General features: G+C 38.3%; 13 protein-coding genes and 1 pseudogene. 9 read left to right on the top strand and 5 right to left on the bottom strand.

Annotation, left to right across the window (positions count from 1 at the left end):
• Positions 1-77: 77 nt before the first annotated feature.
• Complete coding sequence (locus V7K55_RS07820; RefSeq protein WP_334829866.1) at positions 78-779, bottom strand: HindVP family restriction endonuclease; 702 nt, start codon at positions 777-779, stop codon at positions 78-80.
• A gap of 194 nt (positions 780-973) precedes the next feature.
• Between V7K55_RS07820 and bchI the strand changes: the two genes are divergently transcribed.
• Positions 974-2,098, top strand: a complete 1,125-nt coding sequence (gene bchI / locus V7K55_RS07815) for a magnesium chelatase ATPase subunit I (protein WP_334829864.1) — start codon at positions 974-976, stop codon at positions 2,096-2,098.
• Positions 2,099-2,239: 141 nt separating this feature from the next.
• Complete coding sequence (locus tag V7K55_RS07810; RefSeq protein ID WP_334829862.1) at positions 2,240-2,536, top strand: hypothetical protein; 297 nt, start codon at positions 2,240-2,242, stop codon at positions 2,534-2,536.
• Here the strand turns inward: V7K55_RS07810 and V7K55_RS07805 are convergent.
• Positions 2,533-2,688 (bottom strand): annotated as a pseudogene (locus V7K55_RS07805) (cysteine desulfurase); the annotation flags it as partial. The gene V7K55_RS07810 and the pseudogene V7K55_RS07805 sit on opposite strands and share 4 nt — an antisense overlap.
• Positions 2,689-3,097: 409 nt before the next feature.
• Here V7K55_RS07805 and V7K55_RS07800 point away from each other — a divergent pair.
• Both V7K55_RS07800 and V7K55_RS07795 read left to right on the top strand, forming a co-directional pair.
• On the top strand, positions 3,098-3,361 hold the full coding sequence (locus V7K55_RS07800; RefSeq protein ID WP_334829860.1) for a helix-turn-helix domain-containing protein: 264 nt from the start codon (positions 3,098-3,100) through the stop codon (positions 3,359-3,361).
• A complete protein-coding gene (locus tag V7K55_RS07795) occupies positions 3,358-4,272 on the top strand; it encodes a hypothetical protein (RefSeq protein ID WP_334829858.1) in 915 nt (304 codons plus the stop codon). Before V7K55_RS07800 ends, V7K55_RS07795 begins: the two co-directional genes overlap by 4 nt.
• On the opposite strand, the gene V7K55_RS07790 is transcribed toward V7K55_RS07795, so the two are convergent.
• A complete protein-coding gene (locus V7K55_RS07790) occupies positions 4,262-5,326 on the bottom strand; it encodes a DNA methyltransferase (RefSeq protein WP_334829856.1) in 1,065 nt (354 codons plus the stop codon). The two genes, V7K55_RS07795 and V7K55_RS07790, sit on opposite strands and share 11 nt — an antisense overlap.
• Before the next feature lie 156 nt (positions 5,327-5,482).
• Between V7K55_RS07790 and V7K55_RS07785 the strand changes: the two genes are divergently transcribed.
• Positions 5,483-7,213, top strand: a complete 1,731-nt coding sequence (locus V7K55_RS07785; protein WP_334829855.1) for a DUF262 domain-containing protein — start codon at positions 5,483-5,485, stop codon at positions 7,211-7,213.
• Positions 7,214-7,421: 208 nt separating this feature from the next.
• Here V7K55_RS07785 and V7K55_RS07780 read toward each other — a convergent pair whose 3' ends face one another.
• Positions 7,422-8,591, bottom strand: coding sequence for a cysteine desulfurase family protein (locus V7K55_RS07780; RefSeq protein ID WP_334829853.1), 1,170 nt, complete (start codon positions 8,589-8,591; stop codon positions 7,422-7,424).
• Between the two features lie 217 nt (positions 8,592-8,808).
• Here V7K55_RS07780 and V7K55_RS07775 point away from each other — a divergent pair, with 217 nt between their 5' ends.
• Positions 8,809-10,440 (top strand): DUF655 domain-containing protein, encoded by a 1,632-nt coding sequence (locus V7K55_RS07775; RefSeq protein WP_334829851.1) that lies wholly within the window; start codon positions 8,809-8,811, stop codon positions 10,438-10,440.
• Between the two features lie 66 nt (positions 10,441-10,506).
• On the opposite strand, the gene V7K55_RS07770 is transcribed toward V7K55_RS07775, so the two are convergent.
• Positions 10,507-11,592 carry a glycosyltransferase family 4 protein gene (locus tag V7K55_RS07770; protein ID WP_334829849.1) on the bottom strand — a complete coding sequence of 362 codons (1,086 nt, stop codon included), beginning with the start codon at positions 11,590-11,592 and terminating at the stop codon, positions 10,507-10,509.
• A gap of 811 nt (positions 11,593-12,403) precedes the next feature.
• Here V7K55_RS07770 and V7K55_RS07765 point away from each other — a divergent pair.
• The 3 genes from V7K55_RS07765 to V7K55_RS07755 all read left to right on the top strand — a co-directional run bounded on the left by V7K55_RS07765 (position 12,404) and on the right by V7K55_RS07755 (position 15,952).
• Positions 12,404-13,207: an ABC transporter permease gene (locus V7K55_RS07765; RefSeq protein WP_334829848.1), complete on the top strand. Its 804-nt coding sequence runs from the start codon at positions 12,404-12,406 to the stop codon at positions 13,205-13,207.
• A gap of 417 nt (positions 13,208-13,624) precedes the next feature.
• Entirely contained in the window at positions 13,625-15,463 is a 1,839-nt protein-coding gene (locus V7K55_RS07760) for a bifunctional serine/threonine-protein kinase/formylglycine-generating enzyme family protein (RefSeq protein ID WP_334829847.1), read from the top strand.
• 27 nt (positions 15,464-15,490) lie between these two features.
• Complete coding sequence (locus V7K55_RS07755; protein ID WP_334829846.1) at positions 15,491-15,952, top strand: hypothetical protein; 462 nt, start codon at positions 15,491-15,493, stop codon at positions 15,950-15,952.
• Positions 15,953-16,392 lie beyond the last annotated feature (440 nt).

The following is a 16,392-nucleotide window of genomic DNA, read 5'->3' as shown; positions in this document are numbered from 1 at the left end:
TGTCACTAGGAGTCCTCTTATGCTCAAGCAAGCAACTCCAAAACTATTTTTCTCACTGCTGCTACTGTACTAGTTAGTCACGCAAAGTGCTGTAACTTTGATGTTTTACCTACAGTTTTCCATACTGGCTGCATTACTAATGGAGATTGCATTTCTATATGATCGTAAAGTAAATTATCTAGACTCTCTGTCAATCTTGAAATATAAGGAAGCATATTACGAATACTAATCCAATCACTAATTTCACTACAAACAGGATCGAGATATTTAAGTATTTGTTCTCTAGAATCTTTAAATTTATCAGCAATACTTAATGTTAGATAGACTATGGTATCTGGACGAGTAACAATTTCACAACCATATTTATGATCGGGTAAGCGACAAGTTGAATTATCTGGTAAGGCTGTTAATTTAATTTCTAGGTTACGCAAGCAAGCATCACCATTAGAAGTATTCAATGTAACTAAATCTACCCTTGGCAATCTTCCTATGACTAGTTTTCTATAAGGAAGATAGTCGCTTTCAAATGCGAAAAATAAGTTGGGAGATAGTGGTGTAATACCAAATATATCAGTAACATCAATTTTCCCATGTTTAATTTTTAGGCTTTTATCAAGAGTTAAATAGACTAGCTGTAGCCCTTGATTGTGCATATAACAAGCCAGAGAAGCAGGAAAAGAATTATTAAATTGATTTTTCCCCCAACTATTAGCTTGAGAGAAATCCCTATTAGATTTAGCTAATCCAAAAAGACCAGGTTGTAATGTATTTTGATTCATTAGTTTTTCGGTTACATACTCCTTTAGATAGTATCTTCTGCAACAACTTATCTGACAGCGATACTATTATCATTTTAGTGTATATACTTAACGTAATGTATTGAATAATGCTTTCAAAATTACTAACCTATTCCACACCCCAACTGTGTCACAATAGAAAACTGTAATAAGAAAAATATTGTTAAGGTAATTTAGTGAGTCCAACTGCTCAATCCACGGCAAGTACGCGTCGCATAGTATTTCCTTTTACGGCAATTGTGGGCCAGGAAGAAATGAAACTGGCGCTCCTATTGAACGTGATTGACCCCAAGATTGGTGGTGTAATGATCATGGGCGATCGCGGTACCGGTAAATCCACAACTATCCGGGCGCTGGCGGATCTGCTGCCAGAAATTTCTGTGGTTGCCAATGACCCCTTCAGTAGCGATCCTAGCGACCCCGACTTGATGAGCGATGAAGTCCGCCAACTCTTAGAACAAGGGGCAGAAATTCCTGTAGCTCACAAAAAAGTCCAAATGGTAGACCTACCTCTAGGAGCCACAGAAGACCGAGTTTGTGGCACAATCGACATCGAGAAAGCTTTATCTGAAGGTGTCAAAGCTTTTGAACCAGGACTGCTGGCAAAGGCTAACCGGGGTATTCTCTATGTGGATGAAGTCAACTTACTAGATGACCACCTCGTAGACGTGCTGCTCGATTCCGCCGCCAGTGGATGGAACACTGTAGAACGGGAAGGTATTTCAATCCGTCACCCAGCACGTTTTGTTCTTGTAGGTTCTGGAAACCCTGAAGAAGGCGAACTACGCCCCCAACTTCTCGATCGCTTTGGGATGCACGCAGAAATTCGCACAGTCAAAGAACCAGTCTTGCGGGTGCAAATCGTCGAACAACGGGCGGATTTTGACCAAAATCCTCCAGTGTTTCTCGAAAGCTGCAAAGCCCAGCAAGAAGCATTGCAAGAGCAAATTGTCAATGCTCAAAAGCTTTTGCCAGAAGTGAAAATTGACTACGATCTACGGGTAAAAATTTCTGAAGTCTGTTCTGAACTGGATGTAGATGGTTTGCGGGGTGACATTGTTAGTAACCGCGCCGCTAAAGCCTTAACAGCTTATGAAGGACGCACTGAAGTTACCGTTGATGATATCTGCCGTGTGATTACCCTATGTTTGCGTCACAGGCTGCGGAAAGACCCCTTAGAATCGATTGATTCTGGCTACAAAGTCGCCAAAGTTTTTAGCCGCGTCTTTGGCGTAGAACTACCAGAAAGTGATACTGCACAAAAAAACGGCACAGGTCAAAAGTTAGGGGCTAAGGGTTAAAAGTTAGGAGTTAGGAGTCAAGAGTTTTGAATGGAAAACAGCTTCATAAATCGCGACAATTTCTAACTCAGAACTCCTAACTCAGCACTCACCTCTGAACTATATAAATCCTAACTTCTCACTCTTAACTCAGCACTGAATATGAGATTTTGGTCTTTTTGGTTCAACAGCTTTATTCTATCTAGCCAATATAACCCACCCAGGTTTGTAGAATTATTGATGCTCTTATTAGCGATCGCTATGCTGGCAATAGCGACTATTTTACCTGATAGACCCTATTTAATTTTAGGCTTGAGCCTAGTAGTTGGGGCATCTATTTCTATCTTAGTGCGGGAAGCGATCGCGCCTTCACATCAGGCGCGAATTACCCAACTCACAGCATCACTATTACTTATCATTAGCCTCTATGGTTTTGCTGACTTAATGTACAGTCTTTAACACCTAACTAAAGATAAATCCGGTGTCAGCCTCTGCAAAACTTGCTTCAACACCATCACCGTCCAATATACATGCGCTTGCGTCGGATCGCGCCCCAATGTGATACGAATTCCGCCCAAGGCAGCTTTTTCGGAATAGCACGTTGGTAAAAGCCTCGTTTAAGGCTTTCAGCGACAATCGCATAGAGCGCCGATTCAGATAAAACCTAGATACTTTGATACACGATACGCAAGCAAAATCCCTGCAATACCACCTATGACGCTAAAGAAAATCGAGGTGAACGATAGCAAACTTCCACCCCACAAGACTGGGATGTAGCTGCCAATCGTAGAACCCATAAACATCCCAATTCCAATGATGAATTTATTCATTCAAAAAAAACCTCAAAAGTAATAAAAACAAGTCATGTTTTAACTCCTTTATGACTCAAAATATTACCTTTTGGGAAAAGATTTATTTAACAATACCGAAGGTAGGACAACCTTAAATATCCTATTTTGGGATAATCCGAAAACAGGTTTATTGTGTTCGACGTAAACATAGTGCTAAAGCCAAGGCACAATGAAATTCGTTTTCAGCCAGAACTATGAAATATTCCGTCGCTGTATGATTGCGGCTCGTAAAGAAGCAAAACTAACTCAACAGACGCTTGCCAAATCCTTGAAAAAGCCACAATCTTTTGTAGCCAAATATGAAAACGGTGAACGGCGATTAGATGTAGTTGAGTTTCTGTTAGTTACTCGCTTAATCGGCGTAGATCCTTGCGATATTCTCAGAAGAGTTGAACAAGGAATATCTGAAGCATCTTGTGAGGATGAGGTATGAATACACAGGATGTAATCGGGCTGGCATCTCAGTATCTAGATAACTTATCCGGTCATACTTTTGACGTTTTAGATATATCTAAGCCTGTAACTGTAGACGCAGCAGTAAACTTGGCTAAAGTTATCTCAAAGCTTTCACCCTTACTCGGAAATTTAATCGAATTTAACACCGTTGAGTTTTTGAATAAACAAAATGAATTTTCTGAGTTTGGAAAGTGGCAGAGGCAAGATCCGGGCTTTCCAGATACTATTTTTGTGGGAATTCAACCAACACCAGGATTAGAGATTAAAGCATGGTTTCCATTAGCAACGGAAATAACCGCACGCTTTAAAGACAGCCAGAATCACTTTCAGTACGATCAGACTTATGTTGCTATGCTGGCATGGTTGCCTGATAAAATTATCTATGGCAAGCCTTGTATTCTTGATGTATGTGTTGTCTCTGGTTTGTCGGTAGCTTTAGCTAGAGATACTCATTATCATAATCCGCCAGATTATCTTGTTTTGGAGCCAGAAGATACAACTCAAAGGACAGCTAATTTACATCAGACAAACACTAGCGGTTATAAATTTCAAGGATCTGTCGAAGAATTATTAAAAGCTAAAAAAATAGTTGAATTATGGGGCGTTGAAGGAAAAGTCTATAAACCAACTAGAGAATATCAGCATCTTCTGCGTGAACTATTGATCCGGTACAGATATAGACTGGATACTAATTTTGCAAAGATGGATAGAATTGTGCATCCAGGTATTGAAAAATTTAAACAGCGTGTCTATAACATTGAAGTTTCTGGTATTACAGTTGGTCAATGGAATAAGCTTCTATCAAGCCGTCGAGAAGACAGTATAAAAAAATATCTACAAGATTATCTAGAGATTAGAGAAGAGAGTATTGATGAACTTATTGATTAAATCTCTGCACTCCATAATAAAAATAATCTGGATCAATTTCGCAAGAGTAAGCTTTTCGTACCAGTTTATGCGCTGCTAGAGATGCACTGAATAGTCCTCCGAAAGGTTCCCATATAACATCATTTTGATCGCTTGACGCTTCAATTATAATGCTCATTAAATCAAGAGGCTTTTGATTAAGATGTAATGCTTTTCCAGAAGGAGCCTTAACTCTCTCATCGCCCCGTAGAGCTTGGCGATCCCAAACATTTGTAAAACCATGAGGACATCTGAATTTGGAGCGCATCTTACTCCATTCTTGCCCTGTTAAAGATTGCTTTCCATCCAAAGAAAAATAAGGTATTCCTTCTAAAATACCATGCTCATTTGCATAGTTCACCAACCTCTCAAACATCTCTGGAGGTGGGAAATACCATAAGTGTCCTTGATCGAAATACTTCCTAGTCGCAGCATCAGCCACACCACAAGCATCGTTTGCTAGTCTTAGTCGTAATCCCGAACGTTTCCACTCTTTTAGTAACCATGATTTTAACGTAAGTTCGTTGATTTTCACTTCTCTTACATATTGAACACAGACTTCTGTAACTACAGGGAATCTCCGAATTTTTTGTGTATTAACATTCCCTGCTATATGACCTTTTCCTTTGTTCCAAATATTACAATTTACATAGCGCCAACCGTGCTTTTCTAAAACTGGATGCACGACAGCCCAGCCAATTTCTGAATTCCAAAACCAGAGTGTTGTGGATGGTATAGCTGCTTTTGACCATGCTTCAATATGAGGTTCATACCAATTAGGTAAATCAATATGATCTGAAGTGTCTCCTTCAAAACCAAGAACACCGTAAGCTCCATCTGAAACAATGACTGTAGGCTTCTCCCAATTGTTGTAATGTTCGAGACTATCACCCAGATATAGAGCAACGCTTTCATCATTCCATGCAGAAAAATTGAAGTTGGTGTTGAGGCTGACTACTTTTCCACGACCAACTGTGCTGGTAGCCTTGCGTTTTAAGGTGTTGGGTGAATTCGGTTCTGGGTTAGATAGACTCATTTATTGGTTTATGTGGCTCTGAAACTTGAGTATGTGTTATTTTATCCTAAATGTCTGATTGACGGAGTTGCTTAACAAATGTGCATTTGTAAAATAGTTGCTAAAATTGTTTAGACATATTTACAACTTTTAAGCTGCACTACTGTACTATAAATCATGGAACTTCACGCATACACTAAGACAATTTCTGATCTGTTTTCCGTCAAGAAAAAATATATTGTCCCAAGATTTCAAAGAGAATATTCATGGACAAAAGAGGAAGTTTCTGAATTATGGGATGATATTATTTCAAATGTTTCTACTAATGATGGTCAGAATTTTACCCATGAGGAGTATTTTATTGGCTCACTTGTTCTTGTAGGAGATGATCAATCTCTATCACTTCAAATTGTTGATGGTCAACAACGCCTCACAACACTTACCATATTGTTATCTGCTCTTTGTCAAAGATTTAAAGATATTGGAAGAGACCTTTTAGCTAAAGGAATATATGATAATTATATTTCTGGTAAGAATGATGAAGGTGAAGAATATTTCAAATTGGAAAATGAATCACCTAAGCCATTTTTTCAAACAACAATTCAATACATCGATAAAGGAAAAGATATGCCATCTTCAGAAGAAGAAAAAACTCTTTTATCTGCATATAATGATATATATATGTATACATCTAGAGAAAGTTTAAAAGAGAAATTTAAGTTCAATGAATTGGATGATGAATTATACGAAAAAATTCTTAAAGTTGTTAGAGAACAAGTCGTTAATTATTTAAAGGTAATATATATTACTGTAGCAGAAGAAAATGAAGCCTATACAATATTTGAAATTTTAAATGCGCGAGGAAAGAATTTAAGCTTTGTTGATTTGATAAAAAATAAAGTCTTTAAGGAACTTGATAAAAAACATCCAGATGATTTTGCAAAAACAAAGTGGAAAGAGTTGAAAAAAATAATAGCCTCCAGAGATGGTGTAGGGAATTTAGAGACATTTATTAGGCACTGGTGGATAGCTCGATACGCTTATGTAAGTAAAGAAAAAGTTTATAAATCTTTTGAAAAAAACTGGAGTAGTAATGAAATACAAGCTAAAAATTTTTTAGATGATCTTGTAAATGATGCAAGATTATATGTTAAGCTAGCATCCCCCTTAGTTGAAGATTTCAAACAGATGGAAGAAAAAGATTTATATCGGTCTTTACTTGCTTTAAAAATATTCAATGTTAGCCAACAGAGACCTTTTGTTTTAAGTCTTTTTAAGGTTCGAGAAAAGAAGTTTATAAGCTTAAATGAAATGAAAGATATTGTTTCTTTTCTTGAAAAGTTTCACTTCTTTTTCAATGCAGTTTCCTCTATGAGACCATCGGGTATTGAGGGAAGTTATTCTAAAGCATCCAGAGAATTATTTGCTGCACAAGACAAAAATTCAGCGAAAAAAGTTATAGACAATTTAAAGGCTAATTTAGTAACCAGATTACCAGATCAGCATACTTTTATAGAAAAATTTTCTAAGCTAAGATATATCAAAGATTATACTAAAGACAAAAAACTTATTCAATATATTTTTAGTCATATTGAATCTATCAAGCAGACAACTAGCGAATTCAAACCTGATAGTATCACTCTAGAGCATATACTTTCTCAATCATCTGGCTCAGAAAATTATATAGGTAGTATGGGAAATTTATTACCGTTGGGTGAGGAATTAAATGGAAAATGTGCTAATAAGACACTAGTTAATAAAATGAAAATATATAAGGATTCAAATTTTGAACTTACACAAGAATTTGCGAAAAAAGATATTAAAGATTGGGGTGAAAAAGAAATTAAAGATAGAACAAATTCTTTAGCTCAATATTGCTATGATTCTGCCTGGAAAATAGATAAATAATCTTTTGTAGATATTCTCGTTAAAACTAAGCCATAACCCTGACTATAACCTGAGCTAAAGATATGTAACCCGACATCAAAAAAGCTACTCCTTAATAACCTATATATATGTCAGTAGGGGCTTACAGATGTACGTCCCTAAAGCTGATTAAGTTGTTGTAAAAATTGCGGCTAGCCTTACCACAGATATACGATTTGTCACATTTAATTTAACGCTTAACTAAAGATAAATCCGGTGTTAGCCTTTGCAAAACTTGCTTCAACACCATCACCGTCCAATCTACATCTGCTTGTGTCGTATCACGCCCCAGCGTAATGCGAATTCCGCCCAAGGCAGCTTTTTCGGAATAACCCATCGCTAACAATATCGGACTAGGGCTAAGTTTACCACTATGACAGGCAGCACCAGCACTGATGCCAATGCCAGCAAGGTTTAGCTGTCGTACCAAGGTTTTACCGCTCAATTTTTTACCATCGGCGTTTTCTAGGCACATACTGACATGGTGAGGTAAACGATCGCAAGTATCCCCTGTAGGAATTAAACCAGGAATCTCAGCTAATTGGGCAAAGGCGCGATCGCGTAATTCAATTAATCGTGGTGTTTCTGTAGCTAATTCTTGCGCTGCTAATTCTGCTGCTACACCAAATCCGGCAATTACGGGTACTGCTTGCGTACCAGAACGCAGTCCCATTTCTTGCCCACCACCACCCATTAAGGGCATCAATTCCACACCAGGACGCATGTACAACGCCCCTGCACCTTGCGGCCCATATATTTTATGACTGGAAAGGCTAAGTAAGTCTACTGGGAGTTGTTGCACATCTATGGGTAAGCGTCCCGCAGCTTGCACTGCATCGGTGTGGAACAAAGCCCCATGCGATCGCACAATTTTACCCAGTTCTGCGATCGGTTGCACAGTCCCAACTTCACTTTGACCGTAAATTATCGAAACTAAAACTGTGTTATGTCGCAACGCCGCCTTTAAATCTAGGGGATTGACTCTACCTTTCATATCTACAGACAAGCGCGTAACTTTCCAACCCCACATTTCTAGCAACCTTACTGTTTCAGAAATTGCAGAATGTTCGACGCTGGAAATAATTAGATGTTGAGGAACAGCATACAATCGAGCCACACCCATTATTGCCAAATTATCTGCCTCAGTGCCACCAGAGGTAAAAATAATAGATTCAGGGGTAGCGGCGTTAATTAAACCAGCTACTTGGATTCTGGCTTCTTCTACAACCGTTGCCGCTCGTTGTCCCCACTCATGTAAGCTGGAAGGATTGCCCCACTGTTGAGTGAGGATTGTTTGCATAACTGCGATCGCTTCTTTTCGAGTCGGAGTAGTGGCGCTGTAATCTAGATAAATTTGCATATAACCGATAATGGTGAAAACATACGTTGGTAATAGGCTGGCGATCTTTTCAGAAGATGCCGTTTTCGTGGATAAATCCTGAAAAAATCTCTGTAATTCTGCCTCTAGCAGTGGATTTTTCCCTTTGCTTGGAAAGTTATTTTTCTACTTAATTCAGAACATAAAATTTTGGGAATGATAAATCTATCCACTCCCAATCCACTTTTAACAGATTACAGTGCAACTTATCTCTAGACAAAGATATTTTTTATATATCTTTTTACTGATATTCTCCCTCGCTGGTTGTCAACGAGTCCAGTCTGATAATCAGCGTCCAGCACCTTTACCACAAGATCCGTTAGTTCAAGTTTACTTTAATCATTCTGAGTCTTCAGAATACAAGGAACCTTACCGTTTGCAAACTCGCCTTGGGGATGATTTAGAAAAACAAATTGTCAATGCTATTACTCAAGCTAAATCTACAGTAGATGTGGCAGTGCAAGAATTACGTTTACCCAAAGTTGCCCAAGCACTGGTTGATAGACAAAAAGCTGGGGTAAAAGTCAGGATAATTTTAGAAAATAAATATAGCCGACCTTGGAGTAATTTAACATCTGCTGAAATAGGTAAGTTAGATAAAAGGGAACAGGAACGCTATAACGAGTTTCGTAAATTTATCGATATCAATCAAGACAATCAACTTAGTCCAGCAGAAATTAATCAAAGAGATGCTTTAATAATTTTGCAGAATGCTAAAATTCCCTGGATAGACGATCGAGCAGATGGTTCAGCAGGTAGCAGTTTGATGCACCATAAATTTGTGATTGTAGATAATCGCATTGTAATTATCACTTCGGCCAATTTTACTTTAAGTGATACTTATGGTGATTTTACAAATCCCAATACTTTAGGCAATGCTAATAACTTATTGCAGATTGACAGCCCCGAATTAGCATCTTTATTTACAGAGGAGTTTAACATCTTATGGGGAGATGGGCCAGGAGGTAAGCCTGATAGTAGATTTGGTTTAGAAAAACCGATGCGATCGCCTAAACAAATCACTTTAGGTAACACCCAAATTACTGTGCAATTTTCACCTACTTCTCCAACTCAATCTTGGAGTAACAGTAGTAATGGTTTAATTGGTAAAACTTTAGATTCAGCAACCAAATCTGTTGATATGGCATTATTTGTCCTTTCCGATCAGCGTCTTGCCAATATTTTAGAAAAACGCCATCAACAAAGTGTGCAAATTCGCGCTTTAATTGAACCACAATTTGCCTATCGTCCCTACAGTGAAGCCTTAGATATGATGGGCGTTGCTCTTAGTAATAAATGTAAATATGAAGTTGATAACCATCCTTGGCAAAATCCAATTACCACCGTAGGCGTACCTCTGTTACCAAAAGGCGATTTATTACATCACAAATTTGGTGTGATTGATAGTCAAACAGTAATTACAGGTTCTCATAATTGGTCAGATGCTGCCAATAATGGTAACGATGAGACACTTGTAGTAATTCAAAATCCTATAGTTGCTGCCCATTACGTGCGAGAATTTGCTCGTCTTTATACCAAAGTAAAACCCGGTTTACCACCAGCAATTCAAGAAAAAATTAAATCAGAACAAACACGCTGTCCTCAGATAAAAAGTTCTTCATCAATTGAACTACAAGCAATTAAACAAATAAATATTAACACTGCAAGTTCGGCAGAATTAGAAACTCTCCCTGGCGTGGGTAAGAAGTTAGCACAACGGATAATTCTTAGCCGTCAACAGCAAAAATTTACATCTTTACAAGACTTAGAAAGAGTTCCAGGGGTTAAGGCGAAGACGTTGGAAAAATGGCGCGATCGCCTGATTTGGTAGCAGCCTTTGCTAAAAAACAAGATCCCCGACTTCTCAAAGAAGTCGAGGATCTGAGAGGCGCACAAATTAAATGCGATCGCTAGCTACACCAATCAAACTGCGTGAATGCCCATTCTGAGAAAATCGTTCTGCAATTATTTTTTGATAAACTGCCTCATAGCCATCAGTCATTTGCTTAACGCTGAAACTGTTTTCGACATATTGGCGGCAACTATAGCGGTCTAACTCTACTACCCGATCGATCGCACTAATGCACTCTTGAATATTATTGCAGAGGAAACCCGTCTTACCGTGGGAAATTATCTCCTGAGTAGATCCCAAGTTCATCGCAATCACTGGCGTACCCGAAGCCATTGATTCAACCATCACTAATCCAAAGGGTTCCCGCCAAGTGATGGGGAACAGGGTTGCTACTGCACCTCCCATCAGAGCATTTTTTTGAGTATGGTTGGCTTCACCCAAATACTGAATTTGCTCGCCGTCAATGTGCGGTTTGATTTCCTTCTCAAAGTATTCCACATCAACTACATCTACCTTACCTGCCATTTTCAAACGCCAACCAGCAAGTTTTGCAATTTCTATTGCTAAATGCGCTCCCTTTTCAGGAGACATCCGACCCAAAAACGCTAAATAGGGCGGATCTTCTGGTTGGGCGTGAAAATTATAACTGCTGACATCAATTCCGTTATAGACCGTTGATAGATAGTTCAACCCTAACCTTGGTTCTCGTTGTGAATCAGAAATACTGACGTAGGGTTGTTTTTTCCCAAAACTAAACATCTTTTCGTTGTCAGGGGTAAAAATACCGTGCAACGTGTGAACCGTAGGGGTTTTGACGAGATTTGCGTAAGCCATTGCCCCATGCCCGATATGAGAGTGAATAATATCAAACTCTTCTGCGCGTTCATACACCGAGGCTAGATTCAGCATTTCGTAAATGCCGTAATCTTTGATAGTGCGATCGAGTCTGAGGGCATGGGGATGAACTGACACTAGCTTTGCCAGACTGATAGAATCTCCCGATGCAAATAAAGTTACTTCATGTCCGCGTTGGACTAACTCATCAGTCAGTAACCCTACTACCAACTCGATGCCACCATAAGCTGGAGGTGGAACTCTCTCCCATAATGGAGCTAATTGAGCAATTCTCATCACAAACCTCCTAAAAAATAAAACTAGAATTAGAAGTTTTTTATTTCTGTTGTTGTAGTGCTATGTAATTGATTGGCTGTGGCATCAGAAAGTAACTTCAGATACTAAATTTATTAAGAATTCTGCTCAAATCTTATTCTGTTTTTTCTATATTCCTTGTCTATCCTAGTACGGAAATTACCCACTCCTAAAGAGGTAAATGCATTCTCATTTATTAAAACTTCATGCTTTAGTGCAATTTTAAATAGAATATTTTTGAAAGATATAATTTACAAAAAACGCCTAAATAGTATCTATATGGTGATATTAGACTAAAAATCTCTGTTAACACCTGTAATTTATCGAATTTGAAAATATTAATTAAAGGATGCAGTGTGTAGACTAATTCTGACGGCTTTCCGCACTATATTAAAGATAACTCGTTGCACAGAAAAGATTAACTTTTGTTAAGGAGTTAGTTTGAAATCAAAAATGGCAAAATTCTATTATAAGCTCTTAGCAATAACAATTCACTCTACCCTTAGCCACTTTAAAAGGTAATAAAGAGATTCCCGAAATTAAACTCTCCCGAATCATTCCACGAACTAGATTCCTTACCAGTTATGCAAAGGTATTGAAGAGAATAAGCCTTTCAAAGCAGGTAAAAATTTTGGTCAATAAATTACTTTATTCTCTGCGTTCTCTGCGCCTCTGTGGTTCAATAAATTACTTTTAAATCGCTTAAGACACAGAGAATAGAGTTAGATAGTTGACTTATTACATAAAATATGATATTTTGTATTGCTATCAATAAAAATCATATTATATAAACGTGAATATCTCTACATCTCTCAAAAAACCGCGTGTCTCATGGCAGGCGGTTTTCTCACTACTGATATTTGTGTTCATGTACCTGCCCATATTGGTACTTGGCTTTTATAGCTTCAATCAGTCGCCTTACAGTGCAACTTGGCAAGGATTCACTCTCGATTGGTATCGCAAGTTGTTCAGCGACGATCGCATCTTATCAGCCTTGCAAAACAGTATGATAGTTGCTGGGTGTGCTGTTGGGGTTTCAGCAGTGCTGGGAACCTTGATGGCGGTTGGGTTAGCGCGTTACCAATTTCCTGGAAAGAAATTGTATCGGGGTATTGCTTACCTACCATTGATTATTCCCGATATTGCGATCGCAGTGGCCACCCTAGTATGTCTAGCCGCCTTTGCCATACCTCTGAGTTTGTGGACAATCGTTGCAGCGCATATCGTCTTTTGTCTGGCTTACGTCGGGCTTGTGGTTGCTTCCCGACTTACCAATTTAGACCCCCACTTAGAAGAAGCAGCATTAGATTTAGGCGCTACACCAACCCAAGCTTTCATCCAAGTATTGTTACCTCAATTGATGCCTGGTATTCTAGCTGGTTGTCTTTTAGCATTTGTCCTCAGCTTAGACGACTTTCTTATTTCTAGCTTTACTGCTGGTAGCGGTTCTAACACCCTACCGATGGAGATTTTTAGCCGAATTAGAACAGGAGTCAAGCCTGATATTAACGCTTTGAGTGTCATGTTAATTTCAGTATCTGCGATCGTTGCTCTGGTAGCTGAATTAATTCGCGCTTCTGGAGAAAATAAAAACTGAAAATAAGACTTGTAATTAATCATCAAGATTAGGGATAACTTGGTTATCCATGAACTTTTTCTGATTGCAAAAAAAGCTATGTTAAAAGAGACGTTGCAACATAACATCTATACATTCGTTATCCTCATGTATTCATATTTACCAATATTTATAAACGTCCCAAAATAGAATAGCATTTCTTAATCATATAAGATACATCATAGCCCCCTCCTTGCTTGCGGGGAGGGGTTGGGGGTGGGGTTCTTATATCTAAATCAACCGAGAACTGCTATATATAAAATTTATTCATCTTCTTGTTTTCCTGTTAAAAGAAGTTTAAACACATGAATAAACTTCAGTGTTCGCTTCTGTACATAACTGTTTTCAATTAGATAATATTGGGGCTAACTTTGGAGAAGATGCTATTTCCCCCTCATTATGCAAATCTGCCAAAATCCCAATTGCTCAAACCCATTCAACTCTGATAGCAATAGATTTTGTGTGAGTTGCGGACAAAGCAACTTTGGCAAACTTCTAAGAAGCCGTTACCGTGTATTAAGACTCTTAGGTGAAGGTGGATTTAGTAGAACCTATGCTACAGAAGATGTAGACAGACTAAACGCGCCTTGCGTCATTAAGCAATTTTTCCCACAATTTCAGGGAACCGGACAACGCACCAAAGCCGCAGAATTTTTTAAAGAAGAGGCTTTTCGGTTGTATGAACTGGGAGAAAATCATACCCAAATTCCCAGATTACTAGCTTATTTTGAACAAGGTACTAGTTTGTATCTTGTTCAAGAATTTATTCAAGGAAAAACTCTCTTACAAGAAGTTCAGCAACAAATCTATAGTGAAAAACACATTTGGGAACTGTTAGCTGATTTATTACCAGTTCTAGAATTCATTCATGCCCATAACGTCATTCATCGGGATATAAAACCAGAAAATATTATCCGCCGTACCAGTGATGAAAAACCCGTATTAATTGACTTTGGTGGTGCTAAACAGGTAACACAAACCAGTTTAGGAAGACAAGCGACAGTAATTTATACCCTTGGTTATGCCCCAACTGAACAAATGGCTGGATTTGCTTGTCACGGCAGCGATTTGTATGCTTTGGGTGTAACTTGCGTGCGTCTTTTAACTCGATGTTTGCCTTTGCAGGACGCTTCTGGACAAGTTAATGACCCTATTTATGATGCCATGAATGCTAAATGGTTGTGGCGCGAACGGTTACAAGAAAAATGTATCACCATTAGCGACGACTTAGGGAGGATTTTAGATAAATTACTAAAACATCTAGCAAGTGAAAGATATCAAACAGCAGTAGAAGTTATCAATGATTTGAAGTTTACAACATCGAATATTGAACCTGTTGCCCTGAAAATTACTTCAATATCTCAATCCATAATACCACCGCTACCACAAAAAGTAATAGTACCATTACCTCCCTTAGAAACCTTTGAATTTGATGTAGTGACAGTAGACATAGGTGGAAGAGAAGTAAACCGCATGAGTGGTAATGCAAATTTCTTTGCGGAAGAATTGAGTAAATCTGTCACCTTAGAAATGGTATCAATTCCTGGCGGTACTTACATGATGGGTTCACCAGAGTGTGAAGGAGATGCTGACGAACGTCCTCGACATAAAGTTACCGTCGAACCATTTTTTATGGGGAAATTTCCTGTAACTCAAGCCCAGTGGAGAGTAGTAGCAGCTTTACCCAAAGTCAAACAAGCTTTAAATCCCCATCCATCAAAATTTAAAGGTTTAGATAGACCAGTAGAAAATGTATCTTGGTATGAGGCTGTAGAATTCTGTCTCAGACTATCAGAAAAAACCGGACGCGACTATCGTTTACCGAGTGAGGCGGAATGGGAATATGCTTGTCGGGCTGGAACTACAACATCCTTTCACTTTGGCGAAACTATTACCTCTGAGTTAGTTAGTTGCACTATCGAACCAAAAAGCAAATTCCGTAAAGAAACAACAAACGTCGGCAGTTTTGAAGTTGCCAACGTCTTTGGATTGTACGATATGCACGGGCTAGTTTGGGAATGGTGCGCTGATTCGTGGCACAACAATTACAGCGATGCGCCCTCAGATGGAACAGCCTGGGAAGTTGGCGGTGATATTAATCGCCGAGTGCTACGTGGTGGTTCTTGGAGTTTCAACGCCGAACTGTGTCGCAGCGCCAGCCGTAGCTGGAATGAGTCAGACGGTGGGCTGAGAGTTTGTGGCTTTAGAGTAGTATTTTCTGTAGAGGAGATTATTTAGCAATTTAATTCAGAGGCTGTAGAAATTATGAAAGACAAAATTGAGAAAGGTGACATAGTAGTTATAAATAAAAGTGGAAAATATGATAATCAAGTAGGTGAAGTTAGTGGGGTTGATTACAATATTTTCTTTGTAAAAATAGTAATAGTCAAGTTAGATAATCAAGAAGAAACATTTGAAGAGAAAGATTTACAATTACAAGCTAAAAAACCGAGTCTTGAAGAAGTTGTCGCATCAATAGATAAAATTTTAGAACAAGTTGAGCAGATTACTAATTTGCCAACAAAAGAGAAAGTAGAGTTACCCAACCGTCTGAAATATCTGAAATTAGATATTCCTAAATTAGATAAGCAGTTGATTCAAAAAAACTTCGACAGTATAGAGAGAATATTTACAGCAACAAGAGAAGTAGACTCATCAGCAAGCTTTTGGCAGGAAATAGATTCTAATTTGGAGAAAATAAGCTGGTGGATTAGAACAACTTTGTGAACAAACAAGTAAGCAAGCAAGAGGAAATTGAACTATGTGTTTTGCAAGCGCCAGTGCGTTGATTGCTCTCTACGTAGTGTAAAAACCATCTGACGGGGCGACGAAATTTGTGCATGAGATTTATGAGTTTTTGACGCTAAATTCCTATTCCCAGCCTTTAACTATTACACTATTTTAGCCTTGCCACGCCACTTAGTTTATAAAATCTTTAAGACACCGCTTTGCCTCTTAACCTAATCTTATCAATAATTTGAGGAAAAACTTATCTTTGACCACATTATCATTGCTAGATTTAAAGCTAAATAATTGATATTGGGCATGATTAAAAGTAACTATATTTTTATAAAATCTTATCCTTAATGCCTTATTCTTTAAATTTTGTGCTTCCTCATCAAGAGTTAAGTTTATTTATGCCCACCTATTTTACTTTGTATTCATAA

It is taken from the genome of Nostoc sp., from assembly GCF_036919895.1.
In the GTDB taxonomy this organism is placed as follows: Bacteria; Cyanobacteriota; Cyanobacteriia; order Cyanobacteriales; family Nostocaceae; genus Nostoc.
Note: the sequence above shows the minus strand (reverse complement) of the source record. Positions and strands in the feature narration are given on the sequence as shown.